The following is a 22,949-nucleotide window of genomic DNA, read 5'->3' on the forward strand; positions in this document are numbered from 1 at the left end:
ATTATGGTGCGCAATGTACTTTACAAGTGGGTGCTGGCGGATTCGTCGTTGATGTTTCGTTGTTATCATCATTACAAGCACTGAGCAGTACACTCAGACTCGTCACTGCAATCAAGAGGAAATTTCGCATTGTCCTATCCATGAAATAAATGTAGCCCTAGTCAATATGATCCCAATGACAATAGGGTGAAGTTTTAATGGCAATTTCATGACGATCAAAATACACCACTATATTTTTCACATAAAAAAACGCATCCGAAGATGCGTTAGATTTATAGCAATTTAGATGATGAAGGAATTACCAACCCAAGGCTTCTTGCTGCTTTTTGACCAACTCTTGGATTCCTTTTTCAGCCATTTCTAACATTGCATTGGATTGAGCACGGGTAAAAGGTTTATCTTCTGCTGTACCTTGAATTTCAATAAATTCACCCGCTTGAGTCATCACTACATTCAAGTCAGTTTGACAGTTAGAATCTTCTTCATAACAAAGATCAAGTAACACTTCATCTTGATAAATCCCGACTGAAATTGCAGCGACCAAGCCTTTTAGTGGGTCTTGTTTGATTTTTTTCTTTTCTAACAACACATTCATCGCATCAATCAATGCAACCGCAGCACCAGTAATTGAAGCAGTACGTGTCCCACCATCCGCTTGAATCACATCACAGTCAATTGTAATCGTATTCTCACCCAACTTTTTCAAGTCAACCATTGCACGTAAGCTACGACCAATCAAACGTTGAATTTCTTGAGTACGCCCTGATTGCTTTCCACGAGCCGCTTCACGATCACTACGGGTATGGGTAGAACGTGGCAACATGCCATACTCAGCAGTTACCCAACCTTGTCCTTGTCCTTTTAAGAAACGAGGTACTGAATTGTCAATACTTGCAGTACACAGCACTTTTGTATGACCAAATTCAACCAATACAGAACCTTCCGCATAACGTGTGTAGTTACGAGTAATTTTAACTTCACGTAATTGATCTAATGCACGTTGGTCGATACGCATAGTGTGTCCTTATTGGATTCAGAAATAATGCGGCTAAGTATAACAGATACTCTAGTGTTGGTTTTGTTACAAGATGGTGGTTTTTGAAATTGCTGAGTCTACGTTGCTGACTGACAGATTGGTCCAAACCACTTGCATGCGACGGAGCATCATCTTAAAAATAATTGGATCAATGTGAAAGTTTTCATACATCACGATGCCGAAATAAATTTATGCATAAAGTCGCCACACTACAAATCAATAATACTGCTGCCAAATTTTGTCCCCAACCAGCCAAAACTAATCCCCCACCTAATAATAAATAATACATCAAGCCCAACAGTGCGCCTGCTGTACCTAAACATTCGGCATAGTGTTTAAGTGCTGTCGCAAGAAGATTAGGGATGGCAAGCCCATATGCAACCATGATCAACAGTACAGGAAAAATAAATAACCAACTCTTGATGGCTAGAGTGATACAGATCAAAATACTCCCCAAAATCGCAATCAATGCCGCAATGGACACCAAAGTATGGGGATTTACATTTTTATTAAGCAAAGATTTATTCAGTAATGCGCCAAAAATGGCGCCTAAGGTCAAACACAGACCGCTCAATCCAAACACCCATGATGAGGCTTCTAATATTTGAAAATAGAAAGGAGACAACTGATAGTAAGCAAAAAGATTGATATTAAAAAGTGCAACCAAAAATGCGTTTTTCCAAATCTCATTATCTTTAAGCATGGCAATAAGAATATGAAGAATAGGAACTTTTTTATTGTTTTTAACAAGCGTCTCAGGGAGCTCAAATACACACCAACACATAAGCAGGATTGAAAATAGCGCTAAACCTAGAAATACACCTTGATATCCCCACCATGTTGTGATGAATGCACCAAATACCATACCTAGAGCTGGGCTAAGCGCAAGTAGAATACCAATAATGGAAAAAATCTTGACCAGCTCCTTGCCTTTGAAAGTATCTCGAATAATGGTTTGTGTTCCGATGGAACCCACAGCAGCGCCAAATGCCGAGAACATTCTGGCAATGATTAGATCATCAAAAGTACGACATAAAATCGCAGCAATCGAGGCAATCGCATAAATCAATAATCCACCCAATATCGATTTTCGTCTTCCTAAAATGTCACACATCTGCCCCCAAAAGACGATACCCAACGCAAAGGCAATGAAATATAAAGAGATCGTTTGACTCGCCTTTTCAGAACTTATATGGAATCCATGTGCAATATGAGGCAGTGCTGGGCTGTAGATCGTCTCAACAACTTGGGGAAACATCATCAAAACAGCCAGTAAATAAAATATAGATTTCTTTAACATTTTCTTTTGAATACGTTGAATTGAACCATCGAGAAAAATAACAAAATCAAATTTTGAGAGATATAATCATAAAAGACATATTATTTATAAAATCGGACAAACAATGGCATGGTTAGCAGCGGATGCTGATTTTAATCCCGATCAACTCGGATTAAATGTGATCGGTATTGCTTCGGAAATTGCTCGACATGATTCGGGAGAACATGCCCACAAAATGGGACAACTGCTATTTACCAACAGTGGCAGCATTAGAATTACCTTATCTGGTCAGCTATGTATCCTGCCCCCTGCACATATCGCATGGATTCCACCAGACACAACTCATCGTGCTGAAATGAGCCAAGTGACTGGCTATCGCTCGGTATATATTAATACCGTTCAATACCCAGTACTTCCTAAAGAAGTCAAAGTCTTGCAAGTTAGTGCTTTATTAAAAGAAATATTGGAGAGAATCGCTTTCGCTGATTTTGATACGGACTGGAGCAAACGACCTTTTTTGGATTTATTTAATGTTGGATTGAATGAAATTGAAACTGCACCATCAGTATCGGTTATTCTACAATTTCCAACTGATCGTCGATTAAGAAAATTTTTAGGTACTGAGCTATTACCGCATTTAAATGTATTTGCAGATCTGGTTGGACTCAGTGAAAAAACCATTGGCAGAATTTTTTTACGCGAAACAGGTTTGAATTATCAGCAATGGCGACAACAATGGCGTTTTCTGAAAGCGATAGAATTATTATCTAAAAATGAAAAAATATCCGTGATCAGCCATCACTTAGGTTTTTCCTGTGAGAGTGCCTTTATCGCCTTTTTTAAAAGAATCTCGGGGAAATCACCAAGGATGTTGATTAAAAAAGATCAGTCATGATTGGACCCAAAGCTGAATTTTAAAGTTGAGTTTTTATATTTTAAACAAAAGAACCTTGTCGCTCTCAACAAGGTTCTTTTGGACTTTCGCCACCACAAAAGGGCTTTGTAAGATAAAATCTAAGCAAAAATCCCTTTCACTTTCTGCACTGATTGACTAATGCTTGTGGTCCAGTGATTAGGTAAAGAACATTTCGCTAAACGTACCCACACACTACCAAACTGTTTAAAGAAATTCGCTTCATTATAATTGATGTCATATTCTGCACATAACGCCTTAATTTTAGGAGCAACTTCCGCATAACGGTTCGCAGGCATATCTGGAAATAGATGATGTTCAATCTGATGACTTAAATTACCACTTAAAATATGCAACCAATCGGTTCCAGTAAAATTGCTCGAACCACGAATCTGGCGTAAATACCATTCTGCACGTGTTTCATTTTCAACATTATCCGCTTCAAAGGTTTCGGCATCCTCAGTGAAATGACCATTGAAGATCACTGCTGAAGACCATAGGCTACGAATCACATTGGCAATCGCATTCCCTGCCAAAACAGGTAAAGCATTTGGTCCTGCGATCAATGGAAAAAACACGTAATCTTTTAAAATCTGACGGCGCGCTTTTTTACGAAATTTTGTAGCATCTGCCCAAACTTGTTTCCACGTTTTGGTTTTGTAAACCAAAGCATCTTCTAAATGCAGATTCTGTACACCGACATACCATTCAAAAAATACCATCAATTGAATCGCCAATGGGATATTGAATAAAAAGCGCGGTTCCCACTTTTGTGACTCACTGACTCGGAGTAATCCATAGCCAACATCATGGTCTTTCCCGACAATATTGGTATAGGTATGATGCACATAATTATGGGTATATTTCCAATCATCACCTGTTGCCATGGTATCCCAGTCATAGTTTGCCCCATTCAAACTTGGATCATTTAACCAGTCGAATTGTCCGTGCATGACATTATGTCCAAGTTCCATGTTTTCAACGATCTTGGAAATACCCAACAACCCTGTGCCAATGACCCAAACTGGTGGAATCCAACCCCCAAACATCAACATTCCACGGGATGCTATTTCACTATAACGCACAAAATTTCGAATTTTATAAATGTACTTGGCATCTTGTTCTCCCAAGCTGTCCATCACTTCACGGCGGATTTCATCCACCCGACGACCAAACTCTGCTGTTTGTTCAGGGTTTAAATGTTTCGATTTACTGTTTGGAAAATTGACTGACATATTCATTGTTTTACTCCTCAGCGCTTCATTTTTAGAAGCTTTCGCTGAATTTTGGTTACAACTTCCTACGTCTAGCTTCAACAGAGCAAGAAGTTGCTTAAATTTATTTAAATGATTACTTTAATTTACAGATTAATGACCACAGGACTAACGGCCTGACTGATACACAATTTAATTTGAGTATTGCTGTCATGGTCAATTTCACCCGTGAGTATATTCTTGGTTGAACCACTCACTTTAGTACATGTACAGGTATTGCAAATCCCCATACGGCAACCATGTGTTGGTTTCAACCCGGCATGTTCAGCACTCTCAAGAAGATTAGAACGCGCTTCAAACTCTTGTTGTGAGCGTAAAAAAACGATTGGTTGTGCTTCTAGGCTTTCGTCTACTGCAATCTGGAAATATTCCTGTTTTAAATGCGCTGTAATGTTCAAATCCTGATAAATTTGATTGATGCTTTGCATCATGGCGTTCGCACCGCAGGCATAAGTTTGACGTTGCTGAAAATCAGTAACTAAACTTTCCAATAGCTTGATGTTTAAATGCTGTTTCTGCTGAACTGTATTGATGTAATGATAATTAAACTGTGGGTGTTGCTGAAAAAGCTGTTCTAGATCTGCATGAAATGCCTCATCACGGCTAAAATAAATCAGATCTACAGGACGATTTGAATCAGTCAATGCTTCAAGCAACAGCGAGTAAATTGCGGTGATTCCACTCCCAGAAGCCACCAATAATAATGGGGTATGATCTTGGTCTAAAACAAAATCACCTTGAGATTGAGACAGTTCAACCACACGTCCAAAAGCTAACTGGCTTAATGCAGTAGAAACCTTACCTTGTTGCTTAACCGCGATAATAATGTCGCCATTATTCAAAAATTTCACTACAGAATAACTGCGTTGTTGGCGTACACCTGCAATTTCTACAGTGACCAAAACACTTTGACCTGCTTTAAATTGCTGATGTTTAAAATTACGATTTGGTCGTAATTGAATTTGATAAAAGTCAGTGCTCAACGCACGTGTTTTAACTACTGTGGCTTTAACCTTTTTCCAAGCCCAAATAGGATTGATTTTTTCTGCGATAAAATCGACAAAATCCTCACGAACCCATTCTGGCTGATACTGCATATAGCTACTCATGTGACGTTCCTCTTTGTGCTTGCTATTTATTGAGTGAACAAACGTTCTTTTAGTGAACATATGTACACTATAATCATTTTTTTAATTCAGTCAACACCTGTACACTGACATTCGTCGTTTAATTTGTTTTTATTTTTGATAGACTCATCACAACAAAAATCTTTGGATATCCAAATGTCGATACGCGATGAACGTAAACAACAGAGCCGTCAGGCTTTACTTGATGCTGCTTTAACCTTAAGCACATCGGGTCGTTCATTTTCGAGTATCAGTTTAAGAGAAGTTGCCCGTGAGGTAGGTTTAGTACCAACAGCGTTTTACCGCCATTTTCAAGATATGGATGAGTTAGGTAAAGAGTTGGTCGATCAAGTGTCCTTATACCTTAAAAACGTGTTGCATCAATTGGGCAAAGGACTTGCTCATCCAGAAGCCAAGACCAAAACCAGTATGGAATTATTCTTTGAAGCTGTAGACAGTAGTCCCCAACAGTGGATTTTTATGATTTCGGAACGTTGGGGTGGTTCAGAAATTGTTCGTCGTGCCATTTCACGCGAAATCGACTTTTTGAATGATGATCTCGCCAGTGATTTAAAAAAATTTGAAGTGATTGATAATTTTCGAGATGAGAGTGATTTAAAAGTCATCACCAACATTCTGATTAATCTATCTTTTACTTGGGCAATGTCTTGGATTAACCTGTCTCGCCAGTATTCAGGTATCGAACTTGAATTACAGAAAATGGTGTTAAAAAAGCAAGCTGTGACTCAAATTCACTTAATTTTCAAAGGGATTGAAAATTGGGAAGTCAAAGCATCTTAAACTCCCTCACTTAAATTTCTAGACGAAGGTTGACACTAGCTTAAGTTAGTGCAAAACTTACTGGAACAACCGTTCCAATAAAGACATTCTATGCGTAACAAAGAATTTGAACCAGATGAAATTGCCGATGCTGCCATGCAAGTCTTTTGGCAAAAAGGCTATGCTGCAACTTCTGTACAAGACCTTGTAGATGGTACAGGGCTTTCACGCAGCAGCTTATACAATACCTTTGAAAATAAACATACACTTTATCAAGAAGCATTAAAACGTTATCAGGCAATCACTACTGCAAATATTCAAAAACTGACTGGAGATGCGTCTGTTCAAGAACGCATACATCAATTATTGCTTTCAATTCTTGAGGATGAATTAAAAGATCCACAACAGAAAGGCTGTTTGGTTGCCAATGCTGCTTTAGAACTTGCTGCACATGACTCAGATGTTGCTCATCAAGTACAACATAATTTTCAACGTCTTCAGCAAGCTTTAGCACAGATCATTGTTGATGGGCAACATAGCGGTGAGATTTCACTTGATAAAAATCCAGAAGCATTGGCTTATTTTTTGGTCAATACCATTCAGGGAATGCGAATACTGGGTAAAGGTAGTGATTTAGCAGAAAGACAAAAAATTTTACAGCATGTCATTGATATAACAATGCTATCTCTCTAATTCGACAAGTCAAAATGCTTTCAAGATTTTGGCTTTTTATTTCAATCATTTTGGAACAATCATTCCAATAAAAACACAACAACACAGTGATCTTGATACAACAAGGATTAAATATGATGAAAATTTTCACCCCCAACCATATGAATAAATTTAATTTATCAATCTCTATTGATCATGCAAGGGAGATCACAACAAACCCATTACAAGCTCAATGGACTAGACAGGCATGCCACCTTATCACAGCACAGGAAATCCCCCATGTCTGATCATCAAAAATCTCAAAAGCAGCCATCACCCAAAAATACTGTTGAAAAGTTACCTGTATTGCAATTGCTTGCTTTTACCTTAGCAGGCTTTCTCGCCATCATGACAGAAACCTTACCTGCTGGATTACTACCACAAATCAGTCAGGGACTGGCAATCACAGAAGCTCAAGCAGGTCAATTTATTACGCTTTATGCCTTAGGGTCTGTGATTGCCGCAATCCCTGTCATCACCTTGACACGAGACTGGAACAGGCGCCCTTTATTTTTATATGCAATTACAGGTTTATTGATCTTTAATAGTCTCACCGCAATTTCAACGCACTATTATTTTATCTTGGTGGCGCGCTTTTTTGCAGGTATGTCAGCAGGTGTGATTTGGGGACTACTGGCAGGTTATGCACGGCGCTTAGTTTCGTTTCATCTGCAAGGCAAAGCTTTGGCGATTGCCAGTGTTGGTCAACCTTTGGCTCTATCTCTGGGAGTACCCTTAGCAACATGGCTAGGTCATTTGTTTGGCTGGAATCAGGTCTTTTGGGCAATGTCTGTACTCGCACTGATCCTAATCATTTGGGTACGTGCCATGATTCCAGACTTTCAAAGTCAGCCCCAGCAACACAATAAGTCTATTACACGGGTAGTTTCGAGCGCTGGGATTTTACCGATTCTGGCTGTCTTACTATTTTGGATCTTGGCCCACAATATGCTCTATACCTATATTGCACCTTATTTAACTCATGTTGAATTAGGTCAGCATCTTGATCTTGTGCTGATGTTGTTTGGTTTCTCCTCCATTCTTGGTATTTGGCTGGTGGGTTTGTGGGTAGATCGTTATCTAAGAATACTCACCTTAATCAGCCTAATTGTTTTTGCATTGAGTTGCGTATTACTGATTTTTATCCATAACGATCTGATCGTTCTTGCCTGTATCGCAATTTGGGGAATGACCTTTGGTGGAGCGCCTACCCTCTTACAGACAGCACTTGCCGATGCGGCTCAGGAAGATGCCGATGTTGCACAATCGATGTTGGTCACTGTTTTTAATTTAGCAGTCGCAGCTGGTGGATGGCTCGGTGGCATGATCTTGAATCACACAGGGGCTTCAAGCTTTCCACATTATATGTTGGGTTTGCTTATTGTCGCGCTGTTGATTGTGAGTTTGAGTCATCAACATGCTTTTAAAAGCGGTCAACGAAAACTGGCTTAAACATCGTCTAAACACTTTAGATATAAAAAAACCCGCAAACATTTGCGGGTTTCTGAACTGATCAGGCTTATTTTCCTGTACGTTCTTTATTTACAAGATAGTCAACAACTTGTGTCACTTTAGCATCTTCACCTTGAACCACATATTTACCGTTGACCACAACTGCTGGTACACCAGAAAGTTGATATTGTTGTGCCAACTGGTTTGATTCAGCAATTTTTGCTGTGATCGCAAATGAACTATACATGCTGTTGAATTTTGCTTCAGGTACGCCATATTGCGTAAAGAATTTAGCAAAGGCATCTTTTTGAAGAACTTGTTGATTACCTGAAAAGTTAGTATGGAACAAAGGCAAATGTGTACGTTTGCGTACACCTAGTGCTTCACTGACATAGTATGCACGTGCACCTTGTTCCCATAATGGATTCATCGCAGCAGGTGTACGGATAAAGTTAACATCCTTAGGAATCTTCTTTAACCACGTTTGCATATGTGGTTCTAATTTGAAGCAATGTGGGCATCCGTACCAAAAAAATTCACGTACTTCAATTTTACCTGGTACTGCAACCTTTCCAGGATTTTGAACAACGGTATAATCTTTGCCTGCAACAAAATCAGCGGCCATGGTGTTTGCAGAAAATGCCATCACCATTGCGGTCATGCCACCTAAAATAAATTTTTTCATTGACTTTATTGTCCTCTAAGTCGTCTTGTATAGCTTATGCATTCACTATAAAACAAATATGAGAAAATCGTTTTCCTTCTGTGAAGTTTTTTACACGATTCATCGCTTTTTTCGGATTTATGGTTACACTAGGGTCTGTTGAGAATAAATCTATGGTTTCAACAATCGGTATTTTTAGTCATACAAGGCATTCGTAATCAAATTTAGCCATGCTAAATAAATTATTCATCACCAAGTCGTGTCAAAACATACCATTGTTCCCAAGGCTTTTGGCAAAGATCACCCAAACCTCGCTATGGAACTTGGTAAGGGAATAGCCCTTAACTCGGTTACATATCTGTTTGAATAAATTTTAGCCTACAGTACAACCAAGGTATCAAATCTCAACAGACCCTAACATAACTGAACTTAATTTTTGATTAAAACAATTTACTTAGAGGTGACGAACATGTCGCAACTTAATGTTGATCCACAGGAAATTGCTAAATTTGAAGCATTAGCTGCTTTATGGTGGGATCAGCACTCTGAGTTCAGACCCTTACATCAAATCAATCCATTACGTTTAAATTGGATTGACGAACATGCCAATGGTCTTACTGGCAAGAAGATCCTTGATGTTGGTTGTGGTGGCGGCATTTTGGCTGAAAGCATGGCTCGTCGTGGTGCAGATGTTTTGGGTATCGATATGGGTGCAGCGCCACTCAATGTGGCACGTTTACATGCAGAACAGGAAAATGTTCATAATATTGAATATCGACAAATCCCTGTAGAACAACTGGCTGAAGAGCAAGCAGGTCAGTACGATATTGTGACCTGTATGGAAATGCTGGAGCATGTGCCTGATCCTGCTTCAATTATCCAAGCTTGTCAGAAGTTAGTAAAACCAAATGGTCATGTGTTTTTCTCAACCATTAACCGTAATCCAAAATCCTATCTGTTTGCGATTATTGGCGCAGAATATGTCTTACGTCTATTGAAAAAAGGCACACATGACTATCACAAATTTATTAAGCCTTCAGAACTGGCTCATGACATTCGTCAATCTGGCTTAACACTTAAAGATATGACTGGTTTACATTACAACCCGCTCACCAAACACTATTGGCTCGCAGCAAATGTAGACGTGAACTATATGGTATATACCGTGAATGAAGGTGTCTGATGCAAGCTGTTCTTTTTGATTTAGACGGCACCTTGATTGATACTGCCGCAGATTTTATTCGCATCATCCAAGATATGTGCAGAAATGAAGGGCGTGCTGTTGTCGATGCAGATTTGATCCGTACCCAAGTCTCTGAAGGCGCGCGTGCGATGGTCAAGCTGGTTTATCCAGAACTTGAAGTTGATGACCCGGTTTTTCTCGCTCATCGCCAACATTTTTTGGATTTATATGGTGCAGACATTGCCGTTGATACAGATCTCTTTGCAGGGATGTATCCGCTTTTAGCGGAGTTGGAAAGCAATGAGATTCCTTGGGGTATTGTGACCAATAAGCCTCGTTGGCTTAGTGAGTCGTTACTTCAAGCACTCAATTTAACTGAGCGTTGTGCTGTACTGGTTTGCCCAGAAGACGTGAAACAGACTAAACCTGACCCTGAGCCAATGTATTTAGCTGCAAAACAGATTGATATTGCCCCAGAACAATGCATTTATGTAGGCGATCATCCTCGTGATATTGATGCTGGACGAAATGCGCAGATGTATACCATCCTTGCTGCTTATGGTTATTTACCATTACAGTACAAAGATGATTTAGGTGCTTGGCAAGCAGATTGTATTGTGGATAATGTTGATGAATTACATCAAGTTATCAAGAAACTTGTCAACATTTAGAATTGTTAAAAATTCTTTAATTGTTCTAACAAGATAATAAAAAGACACTGAAACATCTTGAATATGATGTTTCAATGTTTTTATATTGAAACTCAAATCACATCATAACAACTATAGGAGGTCTCCCATGAAATATTCAGAATATCAACCTCGCCCAGATTTATTGAAGGATAAAATTATCCTGATTACGGGTGCGGGAGACGGTATTGGGCGTGCAGCAGCACTCAGCTATGCCTTACACGGTGCCACTGTCGTTTTACATGGTCGTACGCTCAATAAACTTGAAGTCATTTATGATGAAATTGAATCATTAGGTGCACCGCAGCCGGCGATTTTACCTTTACAACTCTCAACTGCTTCCGCTCGAGATTACGAACTTTTGGTTGATACGCTTGAACAGCAATTTGGACGTTTAGACGGTATTTTACATAATGCGGGTATCTTAGGCGAACGTGTGGAACTGGCAAACTATCCCGAAGAAGTTTGGGATGATGTGATGGCAGTGAATTTACGTGCTCCTTTTGTTTTGACCCAAGAACTCCTGCCTTTATTGCAAAAATCTGAACATGCCTCGGTGGTCTTTGCAAGCTCAGGTGTTGGACGAGAAGCACGCGCACAATGGGGTGCTTATTCGGTATCAAAAATAGCGATTGAAGCGGTGAGTAAAATTTTTGCCAAAGAAAATACTTATTCGAATATTCGCTATAACTGTATTAATCCCGGTGGTACACGTACGGCAATGCGTGCCAAAGCCTATCCTGATGAAGATCCAAAAGTGCTACCGTCACCAGAATCAATTATGCCAGCATATCTTTACTTGATGGGTGATGACAGTCTTTCATTAAATGGCGAAAGTATCGACGCACAAGACTGATTGATTTTCCCCTCACCCCGGTTGTGATCAGTGAGGGGAAAATATTGTTGAGTGAATTTTTTATAAACATCATCAAAGTGTAGATTTAGAAAGTCACTTAAATCGATTTATTCAATCAAAAATATAATTATATCCAGTTTTTCAAATCATATAAGGTCCTTTATAGTTTTCCTCAACAAAACCAGATCTGGAGAGGAATGAATCATGACTGATTTAAAATATAAAGTAGAGATCATCCGTTCAATCGAACAATTACAACTGCCAAATGATTTTATTCAAGCACTGGATGATGCTTATCAAGCAGAAAATATTATCAAAGCGATCAATTGTCTCAAGGATATGAATGACCAATGGTACTAGACTGTTTGATCAAAGCTGAGTTAGCGCTACGCTTCAACTCAGCTAAAAACAATATTTATAAATATTTACATTTTTTTAATCATAAAATGTGCACTAAAGAAAAGTACATGAGCGTTTGTGGTTCAAAGCATTACGATAACCCTTTTCACTTTTTCAGAAATATGTTTTGATTATGTCTGTATTTTTTAATGAAAAACTGAATTTTCTTCACAGTTTCTCTGCAATTTAGCAGTACAGTAGTGAGGTCAAAATAAACACACTGGATAAGCGAGGATGATTATGAAAAAGATTTTAGCGATCATCGCAGTCTCTCTATCAACACTGCTGACGACTCAAATTACCATTGCAGGTCCTCATTTTGACAATGACCATGGTTATGACCAAGGTAAGCGTGATCGCGGTGAGCGTGGGCGTAATTTTCGTGGGAATGACGATGATAATATTCAAGAGCAACGTCGGGAGCGAGAAGAACGTGGTGTAAAGCGTTTACAGCAACATAAATGGCAAATGGGTTATGTAATGCCACAGCATTACAGAGGAAACAGCTATAAAGTTGATTATAAGGATGAGAATCTACCAAAACCCTCACGTAATCAACAGTGGTATAAAATTAATAATGACTATATCCTAGTTGATTCTGATAACAATAATATTGTGAGTATCCGTGGCATGTAGTCTGTGTAACACTGATCAATATTTCAATTTCATAAGCTCAAACACCTTTTTCATTTGAGCTTTTTTTTGCTCAGTTTCTGCTTTTACAAGCGATGAGAATAATTTATAGAACTTGCATGCAAATTCACAATTCAATGATATTTCTCCATTTTTTATCTCAAATTCGGGAGTAATTTTGAATCATCGGATAGATCATCCGTTTTATAAGGTCAATTCAAATGAAAAAAGTTATCAGCGCAATCACGCTCTCTCTCAGTGCCTTAATCGCAACCTCAGCAATGGCAGATTGGGATCATGGTCGTGATCATCGCCCTAAGGCTAGTCATGAAAAATTTGAATGGCGAGAAGGTGTAATTTTACCTGAACGCTACCATGACAATCATTACTATGTGAATGATTATCGTGTTTATAAAAACCTTCACAAACCAGCCAAATTTGAGCGTTGGTATAAAGTTGATGGTCGTTATGTACTTGTGAACGAACGTACCCACCATATTATTCGAGTCATCCGTTAATATTAAAATGATCAAAAGCACAGTCCCTATGCTGTTTGCTTTATCCATCCGTTAAAACTCAACGCCTTCCTCACCCTCCTTTCTCAAGGAGGGTTTTTTTATTAAAATTAACTTCAGATTGTTCGTTTTATTTTCAAACTGATTGAGCAATTGATCGTTTTGCGTATCAAGCCTCTCATTTTGTCGATTTCCACAGCAGAGATACGACTTTGAGATTTCTAAGGACCGAGAAAAATAAGGATATTGGCTGCCTTCATCAAATCTTCATACATTTCACAATTCAACTAAATCATCCTCACCATTTATCTCTAATTTTTGCGTAATTTGAAAGCATCAAAGGACACAAGTTAAATTCAGGTGAATCAAATGAAAAGCATTTTAACCACGATCACACTTTCGATGGCGGCACTGATAACCACTTCAGCTATGGCAGCCCCACATGTAGACCATCGAGATCAACAGCACCGTTATGAACAACAGCGTTGGGATCATCGAAATGATTATCGTTGGAACAACAACAAGCATTATGGCAATACCGTTATTCCAAGCCGCCATTGGCGTTCAGGTCAGTATTTACCTTCTCAATTTGGCTCTTCTCGCTATCATGTCAACTATAAAAACTATCGTCATTTATCCAAGCCAGGAAAGTATCAACAGTGGTATAGAATCAATGGCGACTATGTATTGGTAAACCAAAAAAATCACCGCATTATTCGTGTCATCGGCTGATATTTTTAACATAAACTAAAACCCAACTGTGCTTGGGTTTTTTTAATATTTTGAGAAATACATGACAATTCTATTGAATTAACAATGCTTTCAACTACATATTTTCATGGATATCTTCATTATTTCTCTATATTTCAGGATTAAGTTTATCCATAGATCGAAAGGAAATGTGTTGATACCAAAGCTTCAAATGGAATGTTAATCACTCCCTTTTTAATATGTGAAATTTCATCTTATATTCAAGATTTAATTGTGAAATGAATAACCCTTTTGCACTCGTCCTCCCACGTTCGAGTGCTTTTTTTATTTTGACTATTATTTCTCAGTTATTTTTGTTTAGAATCATCATATAGCAATCAACAATACTGAGATAGGTATGCAAACTGACAATCCAGAAACAACGCAAAGCACAGCGCAAGAATATGTGCATTGGTTTCGTCATTCTGCACCTTATATCAATGCCCATCGTGGCAAGACCTTTGTATTGATGTTTGGTGGTGAAGCCGTTGAACATCCAAATTTTCAGCATATTATTCATGATATTGCACTATTGCATTCACTAGGTATCCGACTCATTTTGGTCCACGGCGCGCGCCCGCAAATCAATGCAAATTTGCTCCAAAATAAAATTCAGAGTCCGATTCATATCAATCGTCGCATTACCACACGTGCTTCTTTACCCTGTGTGATGAGTGCTGTAGGTTCGATTCGACTACAAATTGAAGCCTTATTGTCTATGGGGCTCGCCAACTCACCGATGTTTGGTGCTCGCATTGATGTTGTATCGGGTAACTTCGTGACGGCAAAACCTTATGGTATTCGAGATGGGATTGATTTTCAGCTCACTGGTGAGGTTCGAACCATTGATACTGAGGCGATTCAACGTCATCTAGACAATCAAAATATTGTGCTATTAGGTCCAACAGGCTATTCAACCACTGGTGAAGTGTTTAATTTACTCGCAGAAGAAGTGGCAACAAAAACCGCCATTCACATGCAAGCGGATAAGTTGATTTTCTTGGGTAGTCAACAAGGCTTGATGGATGAGTACGGTCAATTAAAACGTGAAATTACCCCACACCAACTTGATAGACACATTGAAAAATATCAAGATTCAAATTTTGAAATTGCACTGCATTTACACAATGCCAAACAGGCATCCTTAAAAGGGGTCAATCGCGTGCACCTCCTTTCATATGCATATGATGGTGCTTTAATTGAAGAACTCTTTACCCGAGATGGGCATGGCACCATGATCACAGATGCACATTATGAAGAAGTGCGTATGGCAAATATCGGTGACGTAGGTGGTTTAATCAATTTATTACGCCCATTAGAAGAAGAAGGGATTTTGGTCTATCGTTCACGCGAACGACTTGAAACTGAAATTGATAAATTTGCTGTCATCGAGCGAGACGGTACAATTTTAGCGTGCGCAGCACTCTACCCAATTCCTGCTTCAAATGATGAAGTAAGCTCCGCTGAAATCGCCTGCGTTGCTGTGCATCCTGGCTATCGTAAATCGAATCGAGGTAGTCAAATTCTTCATTTCCTAGAAGAACATGCACGCCAGCAAGGCATTCAACAACTGTTTGTTCTCACTACACGAACAGCACACTGGTTCTTAGAGCACGGTTTTGAATTGGCGAATGTGGATGACTTACCAGAAGCGCGGCAAGCCCTATATAACTATCAACGTAATTCAATGGTATTTAAAAAACGGATTGCCTGATCCTCAAAACAAACTGAGTTCTATGAATTATCACATTTACATCTAAACTTATCTAAATAGATTCCATGACTGAGATGTTTTGCTTATGCATGTTCATGGAATCTATATTCACAATCTATATAAAAACAATAAATTTATACTTTTCATATTCTTATAACTTTCTATTTTTATAGAATATTAATTTTATATTTCTAATTTAACGATAACTTTAGCATTTAATCATTTATCTTTTTTTTTCATTAGCAATCATCAAAAACTTATTTTTTTGAAAATACAAAGCCTTTTAAGCTGATGCTCATTCTTTTTACATTACACAGGCATCGTGACTCATGGCGCACTTATTTCAACCTTCATGGAAAAAAATCTCCTTTCTAAGTGCAAGCCTTGCCACCATCATGATGCTGACTGGATGTTCTAAACCACAAGAAAGCACGACTTTAAATATTGGTTTTCAAAAATATGGTGTATTGCCGATTATCAAAGCTCGTGGTGACCTAGATAAAGCACTTAAAGAAAAAGGGGTCAATGTCAAATGGGTTGAGTTTCCTGCTGGTCCACAATTGCTGGAAGGTTTAAATGTGGGAAGCGTATCTTTTGGCGAATCAGGTGAAGCACCTCCTATTTTTGCTCAAGCGGCAAATTCCAATCTGGTCTACGTTGCCAATCAGCCTGCTGCACCTTTGGCTGAGGCACTGATTGTCCCTAAAGATTCACCTATTCAATCGGTACAAGACCTCAAAGGTAAACGTGTGGTCCTGAACAAAGGCTCTAACGTACATTACCTTTTACTCAAAGTATTGGAGGCAAATCACTTAAAACTGGATGATATCCAAGTGGTCTACTTACCGCCTGCCGATGCACGTGCTGCTTTTGAAAAAGGTGCAGTCGATGCGTGGGTTATTTGGGATCCGTTCTTTGCTGCTGCTGAAAAACAGCTCAATGCAAAAGTGATTGCTACTGGTCAAAATGTGGTGAATAACCATCAATTTTATTTGGCTGATCGTAAATTTGCAGAACAACACCCCGATGTTTTAAAGGTCGTAGTGAATGAATTGAACACCACCACACAATGGGTATCTCAACATCAAACTGATGCAGCAAAACTTTTAGAAAAACCAACAGGCTTACCGCTTGATGTACTCAATACATCCATTTCACGGATGGGTTTTGGGGTAAGTCCGATTTCTAATGATGTGGTGAAAAAGCAACAAGATGTCGCTGATGCTTTTTATCAACAAAAACTTATTCCAAACAAAATCAATATTCAAGCGGCTGTATTAGCCCACTAATTTCGCACAATGCGATGTAATGAGGACATCAAAATGACCCAACACTTTGTACAACACAAAACATCATCATGGTTCAATGCTCCTACTCATGCAATGACAACAATGTTGATCTGTAGTGCAATGCTTGGGTCAACTTCGGTGTGGGCAATCGACCCAACAGTGAAAGAATTGCGTATTGGTTTTCAAAAAAGTTCGATTAACTTTGCAATTGCCAAACAACAGAAACTCTATGAAAAGGAATTTCCCAATGCCAAGATTTCTTGGAGTGAATTTCCAGCAGGACCACAGATTCTTGAAGCTCTTGCCGTTGGTTCACTGGATGTAGGTGTCACAGGAGATACGCCACCAGTCTACGCACAAGCAGCCAATAAGCCTTTGTATTATATTGCCTATGAAGCGGCCAAACCGTTGGCTTCGGCAATTTTAGTACCGAAAAGCTCAAAAATAACCAAACTCGGCGAATTAAAAGGTAAGCGTATTGCATTACAAAAAGGTTCGAGCGCTCACTATTTACTGGTTCAAGCTGTACGTAAAGCTGGCTTGCAATGGTCGGATATTCAACCCATTTGGCTCACTCCTGCTGATGCACGCGCCGCTTTCCAAAAAGGAGCCGTCGATGCTTGGGCGATTTGGGACCCATTCTTTGCTTCTGCGCAGATTGAAGATCAAGCCCGTGTACTTGCTTCAGGGCAAGGTTTAAGTCCGAATTATACTTTTTACTTGGCGTCACCTGAATTTGTAAAAAAATATCCTCAAGCAGTCAAAGGCATTATCCAACAAATTAATGTTGCAGATAAATGGGTGCAGGCCAACCGTGTTGCCACCGCACAATCAATTGGTCAAAGCACGGGCTTAAAGCCACAAGTCAGTCAGACTTTTATTGATCGACGCCCTCGCCCTTCAGGTGCTGCTCCACTTTCAGCCAAAGTGATTTCAGACCAACAACAACTCGCAAATCGCTTTAGCGAACTCAAAATTATTCCAAATAGCATAGAGATTAAACAAGCTGTTTGGACTGCGAAATAGTATTTGAATTTTTTTAAGGATGCATGATATGAAAATCTTCTGGTTTATTCCCACTCACGGTGACAGTCGTTATTTAGGAACCAGCAAAGGCGCACGACAAGTCGATCATGCCTATATGAAACAAATTGCTGTTGCAGTCGATAATTTGGGTTATGAAGGTGTACTTATTCCAACAGGTCGTTCATGTGAAGATCCGTGGATCACGGCAGCAAGCTTAATTGATGCCACTAAAAATTTAAAATTCTTGGTTGCTTTGCGCCCAGGTGTAACCACACCTGCCCTTGCAGCACGTATGGCGGCTACTTTTGACCGTTTATCCAATGGTCGTGTTCTACTTAACCTCGTTACAGGTGGTGATGAACAAGAATTAAAAGGTGATGGTTTATATGAAGATCATGCTACACGCTATAAAACAGCAGCGGAGTACACCACCATTTGGCGTGAAATTTTAAAGCGTTCGCATACGGGTGAATCTTTTACATTTCATGGTGAACGCCTGAGTGTTGATGATGCCAAACTGCTTTATCCCCCTATTCAAGCCCCTTACCCACCGCTTTGGTTTGGTGGCTCTTCTGAAGACGCCATCGAATTGGCAGCTGAGCAAGTCGATACTTATTTAACTTGGGGTGAACCACCTGCTGCGGTAAAAGAAAAAATTGCAGTGGTTAAAGCACGTGCTGAAGCCAAAGGACGTCAGTTAAGTTATGGTATCCGTTTACATGTGATTGTTCGTGAAACCAATGAACAAGCATGGCAAGCAGCCAATGAACTGATTCAGTATGTCGATGATGCAACCATCGCAGCTGCTCAAAAGAAATTTAAACAAATGGATTCTGTCGGTCAGCGCCGCATGGCAGAACTACACAATGGTGATCGCAGCAAACTTGAAGTTTCTCCAAACCTTTGGGCAGGTGTTGGATTGGTTCGTGGTGGTGCAGGTACAGCATTGGTGGGCGATCCACAAACAGTTGCAGACCGTATTCAAGAATATGCAGACTTGGGTATCAACACATTTATCTTTTCTGGTTACCCGCATTTGGAAGAATCCATTCGTTTTGCTGAGTTGGTATTCCCATTGCTTCCATTAGAAACACGTAAAAAACTCACCCAACCAAATTTAACTGGACCATTTGGGGAAATTGTTGCCAACAACTACACACCTGAGGAAAATAAAAAGCCCTTAAAGGAGCTCGCATGAATGCCATAGTCAAGCGAAACCCTAACAAGGAAAGTCATATCGTTTCACGTGGAACAAAGCAATTTGGGCAGCGCCTGCTGCCTTGGATTGTTCCAATTTTACTTATTGTCATTTGGCAAATCGCTTCGAAAACTGGCTTACTTGAAAGTCGTGTTCTTCCAGCACCTACAGCTGTTGTATCGGCATTTTGGACCTTATTGGTCAGCGGTGAACTTTGGCAACATGTCAAAGTGAGTGCAGGACGTGCCTTACTCGGGCTATTGGTTGGGGGTGGCTTAGGTCTGATTTTAGGCTTACTCAATGGCTCTTCGAAAGTTGCATCCAATCTACTTGATACGACCTTGCAAATGATTCGAAATATTCCTGCTTTAGCACTCATACCGCTTGTGATTTTATGGTTCGGTATTGATGAATCTGCAAAATTATTTCTAGTTGCTGTTGGTGTATTTTTCCCTATTTATATCAATACCTATCATGGCATTCGCTCAGTCGATCCCCAGTTAATTGAGATGGGGAAAAGCTATGGTTTAAATCGCTGGCAATTGTATAAAGAAATTATTTTACCAGGCGCAATGCCATCCATTTTGGTTGGCTTACGTTTTTCATTGGGCTTAGTTTGGGTCTTACTTATTGTTGCAGAAACTATTTCTGCTCAATCTGGAATTGGTTATATGACCATGAATGCCCGTGAGTTTCTACAAACAGACATCGTCCTTGTCGGTATTTTACTGTATGCCCTTCTCGGCAAGCTTGCCGATGTATTCGCACAATTCTTAGAAAAATATCTATTGCGTTGGCACGCAGGTTATCAGAAATAGGAGCTTAAAATGACCGATTTAAGTATCAGCCAATATGCCAATGATCTTCTTCCAAACCCAGACATTATTGAACAAGATCAGACAAAAATTGGCGCAGAAATTTCGATTGAACAGCTGCATAAGTACTATGGTGAAGTTAAAGTTCTTGAAGATTTAGACTTACATATTGAAGCAGGAGAGTTTGTTGCGATCGTAGGGCGCAGTGGCTGTGGTAAAAGTACACTCTTGCGTTTAATTGCTGATTTAGAACAACCGAGTTACGGTGAAATTAAATTTAAGTCATTGTTGAATTTCCGTGAAGGTATTATTGCAGATGATATCCGGGTGATGTTTCAAGACCCGCGTCTTTTACCTTGGAAAAACATTTTAAAAAATGTGCAATTGGGTCTCACCAAAGATCAATTTCCCAAAGCTGAGCAATTATTAGAAAAAGTCGGGTTAAAAGAAAAGTCTGGATTATGGCCTTCTCAACTTTCAGGTGGACAACGTCAACGAACAGCACTTGCACGTGCCTTGTCGCACACACCACGAGTATTGCTTCTTGATGAACCTTTGGGAGCTTTGGATGCATTAACACGCCTAGAAATGCAAAGCCTGATCGAAAAACTGTGGTTAGAACAAGGATTTACTACTATTCTGGTCACCCATGATGTCAGTGAGGCTGTGCAATTGGCAGACCGTATTATTCTTTTGGATAAAGGGCATATTGCACAACAGTTTCAAGTTGATTTAGCCCGCCCACGTCAAAAAGGAGTTGCCTTTGCTGAGCTTGAACAACAAGTGCTTGCTGCGGTGCTTGCGACTTAAAAATAGCGTGCTGAAAATTTATCTATAAAATATAAGGGCATAAAAGTTCGTGCCCTTATTCCAGATTGAATCCTATATTTTTATCAATATACCGAAGTTTTATCCATTTTTATCGGCGAAAACTTCATTATTAAATAAATAAAATCATCCGTAGAGATTTTTCATTCAAATATAATCGAGTGCTTTTAAATCAAAATGACTTTCTTAAATTAAAATTAAATAACAGCATTCATGGTTCATTATTTTGTAAGTGACTCAAAAAATAGCCTTATACTAAAAAATGTCACAAAATTTAAATAATAAGCCATAACTGACATAATTTTTATATTAATTTTGCTCTAGTTTAGTGCAATTTTAGATAATAGTGAATTACGATTGATTTAATAATAAAACTTCATAATTATTTATCAGAAATATACCAAAATAATGTTGCTTTCTGTGCACAAATCAAACATTTTACCGTACAATTTAATAATCATTTATTTGATTTAAAGATGCGATGGAACAAAAAAAGAGTGCTCAAAAACGGCAGCAGTTACTTAGTGCTGCACTTGATGTGTTTTCTGTCTATGGTTTCAACGGTGCAAGCCTAGACGAAATTGCGCAGTTAGCAGATATGCATAAGTCGAATATTTTCTATTACTATGAAAATAAAGAAGCTTTATACGTTGAAGTCCTGACTACCGTGATGCAGAAATGGTTAGCACCATTACAATCGCTTGAATCGGAATTGGAACCAGCTGAGGCTTTGTCACATTACATTATGACAAAGATCGAAATCTCAAGAACTCAGCCCAAAGCCTCTAAGCTTTTTGCCTTAGAAGTAATTCAAGGTGCGCCACATATTTTATCCATCCTCAAAGGTCCGCTTAAAAAGTTATTTAAACGCAAAGCGAAGGTCATTTTGAATTGGCAAACTCAAGGTAAAATCTCAGATCAGATTGATGCTGAATTACTGATTATCAATATTTGGGCATTGACTCAAAACTATGCTGATTTCAGTACTCAAATCGAAATGGTTACAGGTAAAACTTTACGCAATAAAAGTATGTGTCAACGTGCAATCGAACATACGATTCACATGACTTTATATGGTGTTTTACCGCGTAATTAATCATCCAATATAACAATATTGGTTATTTTGGCAAACGACCATAGTTCCCTATGGTCGCCTGAACTTAAATTGAAATTCTAAAGATATTCAATTTGTTGTTTTTCTAATCTAAAGACTGATAAAGTTTTAATAATTTCTGTGCGCCTAATAATAAATTTTCTTCCCAATCTAAATGCGCAGTATCGTTGGCACCATCGGTAATATACTTCACGGAAATTAATCGCACGTTGAGCTTTTTACATACTTTCGCCAATGCATAACCTTCCATATCAACTAAATTACAATTGACCTTTGGCTGCCCTGTTTCAAAACTATCCCCTGTACCACAAATGCCTTTTGATAAATGAGGAAAATAACAGTCTAAATGAATTTCTTGAGGAAAATGCTGATCCATTGGCGTCACACCCACTTCAAAGCCGAGTGGAGAAACATCCATATCTCGCTGTACAAAGGTTTTTACTTCGATCAATTCATGGGCATTAAAAGTTGAGCTTCCTGCACTTCCGAGGTTCAATATGGTTTTGCAACCTGTTTTTTGAATGACATCATAAGCTGTGAATGCTGCATTGATTTTGCCAATTCCACTATAGTGAATGGGAATTCCTGCTTGTTCAAACAAACCTTTAGATTCATTGGGTAAAGCCATGATTAATGCTAAATTATCTTTCATCACTGTTCAAAATTAAAATTTTACTTATTAAAATTGAAATTTTATTCTAGAT

Annotated in this window: 25 protein-coding genes; 18 read left to right on the forward strand and 7 right to left on the reverse strand. The window is 38.9% G+C overall.

Annotated features, from left to right (window positions below; translation table 11 throughout):
• Position 1 precedes the first annotated feature (1 nt).
• The 3 genes from AC1Z3T_RS19365 to AC1Z3T_RS19375 all read right to left on the reverse strand — a co-directional run bounded on the left by AC1Z3T_RS19365 (position 2) and on the right by AC1Z3T_RS19375 (position 2,336).
• Complete coding sequence (locus AC1Z3T_RS19365; protein WP_257790579.1) at positions 2-130, reverse strand: hypothetical protein; 129 nt, start codon at positions 128-130, stop codon at positions 2-4.
• Positions 131-298: 168 nt separating this feature from the next.
• The gene (rph, locus tag AC1Z3T_RS19370; protein ID WP_005034744.1) at positions 299-1,015 is read right to left on the reverse strand and encodes a ribonuclease PH; all 717 of its coding nucleotides are present in this window, start codon (positions 1,013-1,015) and stop codon (positions 299-301) included.
• A 184-nt stretch (positions 1,016-1,199) separates the two neighbouring features.
• Positions 1,200-2,336, reverse strand: a complete 1,137-nt coding sequence (locus AC1Z3T_RS19375) for a Bcr/CflA family efflux MFS transporter (RefSeq protein WP_005034745.1) — start codon at positions 2,334-2,336, stop codon at positions 1,200-1,202.
• A gap of 103 nt (positions 2,337-2,439) precedes the next feature.
• Between AC1Z3T_RS19375 and AC1Z3T_RS19380 the strand changes: the two genes are divergently transcribed.
• Positions 2,440-3,210, forward strand: a complete 771-nt coding sequence (locus AC1Z3T_RS19380) for an AraC family transcriptional regulator (RefSeq protein ID WP_005034746.1) — start codon at positions 2,440-2,442, stop codon at positions 3,208-3,210.
• A 119-nt stretch (positions 3,211-3,329) separates the two neighbouring features.
• Here the strand turns inward: AC1Z3T_RS19380 and AC1Z3T_RS19385 are convergent, their stop codons facing one another.
• Both AC1Z3T_RS19385 and AC1Z3T_RS19390 read right to left on the reverse strand, forming a co-directional pair.
• Positions 3,330-4,469 (reverse strand): fatty acid desaturase family protein, encoded by a 1,140-nt coding sequence (locus AC1Z3T_RS19385; RefSeq protein ID WP_100884274.1) that lies wholly within the window; start codon positions 4,467-4,469, stop codon positions 3,330-3,332.
• 119 nt (positions 4,470-4,588) lie between these two features.
• Complete coding sequence (locus AC1Z3T_RS19390) at positions 4,589-5,611, reverse strand: flavin reductase family protein (RefSeq protein WP_100884273.1); 1,023 nt, start codon at positions 5,609-5,611, stop codon at positions 4,589-4,591.
• Positions 5,612-5,785: 174 nt separating this feature from the next.
• On the opposite strand from AC1Z3T_RS19390, the gene AC1Z3T_RS19395 reads away from it, so the two are divergent.
• From AC1Z3T_RS19395 to AC1Z3T_RS19405, 3 genes are all read left to right on the forward strand, one after another.
• Positions 5,786-6,430 (forward strand): TetR family transcriptional regulator, encoded by a 645-nt coding sequence (locus AC1Z3T_RS19395; protein ID WP_100884272.1) that lies wholly within the window; start codon positions 5,786-5,788, stop codon positions 6,428-6,430.
• A 90-nt stretch (positions 6,431-6,520) separates the two neighbouring features.
• A complete protein-coding gene (locus AC1Z3T_RS19400) occupies positions 6,521-7,102 on the forward strand; it encodes a TetR/AcrR family transcriptional regulator (protein WP_100884271.1) in 582 nt (193 codons plus the stop codon).
• Between the two features lie 258 nt (positions 7,103-7,360).
• Positions 7,361-8,572 (forward strand): MFS transporter, encoded by a 1,212-nt coding sequence (locus AC1Z3T_RS19405; protein ID WP_100884270.1) that lies wholly within the window; start codon positions 7,361-7,363, stop codon positions 8,570-8,572.
• 67 nt (positions 8,573-8,639) lie between these two features.
• On the opposite strand, the gene AC1Z3T_RS19410 is transcribed toward AC1Z3T_RS19405, so the two are convergent.
• Positions 8,640-9,257 (reverse strand): thiol:disulfide interchange protein DsbA/DsbL, encoded by a 618-nt coding sequence (locus tag AC1Z3T_RS19410; RefSeq protein ID WP_009584327.1) that lies wholly within the window; start codon positions 9,255-9,257, stop codon positions 8,640-8,642.
• Between the two features lie 448 nt (positions 9,258-9,705).
• Here AC1Z3T_RS19410 and ubiG point away from each other — a divergent pair, with 448 nt between their 5' ends.
• The 14 genes from ubiG (at position 9,706) to AC1Z3T_RS19480 (ending at position 22,227) form a co-directional block, all read left to right on the forward strand.
• Positions 9,706-10,419: a bifunctional 2-polyprenyl-6-hydroxyphenol methylase/3-demethylubiquinol 3-O-methyltransferase UbiG gene (gene ubiG, locus AC1Z3T_RS19415; protein WP_046760456.1), complete on the forward strand. Its 714-nt coding sequence runs from the start codon at positions 9,706-9,708 to the stop codon at positions 10,417-10,419.
• Complete coding sequence (locus tag AC1Z3T_RS19420) at positions 10,416-11,090, forward strand: HAD family hydrolase (RefSeq protein ID WP_167387379.1); 675 nt, start codon at positions 10,416-10,418, stop codon at positions 11,088-11,090. The genes ubiG and AC1Z3T_RS19420 overlap by 4 nt, the downstream gene beginning before the upstream one ends.
• A 127-nt stretch (positions 11,091-11,217) precedes the next feature.
• Positions 11,218-11,964, forward strand: coding sequence for a YciK family oxidoreductase (locus AC1Z3T_RS19425; RefSeq protein WP_483396889.1), 747 nt, complete (start codon positions 11,218-11,220; stop codon positions 11,962-11,964).
• Between the two features lie 204 nt (positions 11,965-12,168).
• Positions 12,169-12,324, forward strand: a complete 156-nt coding sequence (locus AC1Z3T_RS19430) for a hypothetical protein (RefSeq protein ID WP_004832203.1) — start codon at positions 12,169-12,171, stop codon at positions 12,322-12,324.
• Between the two features lie 279 nt (positions 12,325-12,603).
• The gene (locus AC1Z3T_RS19435) at positions 12,604-12,999 is read left to right on the forward strand and encodes an RcnB family protein (RefSeq protein ID WP_004832208.1); all 396 of its coding nucleotides are present in this window, start codon (positions 12,604-12,606) and stop codon (positions 12,997-12,999) included.
• A gap of 218 nt (positions 13,000-13,217) precedes the next feature.
• The gene (locus tag AC1Z3T_RS19440) at positions 13,218-13,514 is read left to right on the forward strand and encodes an RcnB family protein (protein WP_200026419.1); all 297 of its coding nucleotides are present in this window, start codon (positions 13,218-13,220) and stop codon (positions 13,512-13,514) included.
• Positions 13,515-13,880: 366 nt separating this feature from the next.
• Positions 13,881-14,243 carry an RcnB family protein gene (locus AC1Z3T_RS19445; RefSeq protein WP_058971876.1) on the forward strand — a complete coding sequence of 121 codons (363 nt, stop codon included), beginning with the start codon at positions 13,881-13,883 and terminating at the stop codon, positions 14,241-14,243.
• Between the two features lie 376 nt (positions 14,244-14,619).
• Positions 14,620-15,975: an amino-acid N-acetyltransferase gene (gene argA / locus AC1Z3T_RS19450; protein WP_042089204.1), complete on the forward strand. Its 1,356-nt coding sequence runs from the start codon at positions 14,620-14,622 to the stop codon at positions 15,973-15,975.
• Positions 15,976-16,304: 329 nt separating this feature from the next.
• Positions 16,305-17,264: a sulfonate ABC transporter substrate-binding protein gene (locus AC1Z3T_RS19455; RefSeq protein ID WP_005034761.1), complete on the forward strand. Its 960-nt coding sequence runs from the start codon at positions 16,305-16,307 to the stop codon at positions 17,262-17,264.
• A 93-nt stretch (positions 17,265-17,357) separates the two neighbouring features.
• Entirely contained in the window at positions 17,358-18,290 is a 933-nt protein-coding gene (locus tag AC1Z3T_RS19460; protein ID WP_227559311.1) for a sulfonate ABC transporter substrate-binding protein, read from the forward strand.
• A gap of 28 nt (positions 18,291-18,318) precedes the next feature.
• On the forward strand, positions 18,319-19,488 hold the full coding sequence (ssuD, locus tag AC1Z3T_RS19465; RefSeq protein ID WP_046760453.1) for an FMNH2-dependent alkanesulfonate monooxygenase: 1,170 nt from the start codon (positions 18,319-18,321) through the stop codon (positions 19,486-19,488).
• Positions 19,485-20,306, forward strand: a complete 822-nt coding sequence (gene ssuC / locus AC1Z3T_RS19470; RefSeq protein WP_004832223.1) for an aliphatic sulfonate ABC transporter permease SsuC — start codon at positions 19,485-19,487, stop codon at positions 20,304-20,306. The genes ssuD and ssuC overlap by 4 nt, the downstream gene beginning before the upstream one ends.
• Before the next feature lie 9 nt (positions 20,307-20,315).
• Positions 20,316-21,113 carry an ATP-binding cassette domain-containing protein gene (locus AC1Z3T_RS19475; protein WP_009584298.1) on the forward strand — a complete coding sequence of 266 codons (798 nt, stop codon included), beginning with the start codon at positions 20,316-20,318 and terminating at the stop codon, positions 21,111-21,113.
• A gap of 499 nt (positions 21,114-21,612) precedes the next feature.
• Entirely contained in the window at positions 21,613-22,227 is a 615-nt protein-coding gene (locus tag AC1Z3T_RS19480) for a TetR/AcrR family transcriptional regulator (protein WP_004832227.1), read from the forward strand.
• A 103-nt stretch (positions 22,228-22,330) separates the two neighbouring features.
• Here AC1Z3T_RS19480 and AC1Z3T_RS19485 read toward each other — a convergent pair whose 3' ends face one another.
• On the reverse strand, positions 22,331-22,897 hold the full coding sequence (locus AC1Z3T_RS19485; RefSeq protein WP_005034771.1) for a phosphorylase family protein: 567 nt from the start codon (positions 22,895-22,897) through the stop codon (positions 22,331-22,333).
• Positions 22,898-22,949 lie beyond the last annotated feature (52 nt).

The organism is Acinetobacter sp. B-6, from assembly GCF_056930735.1.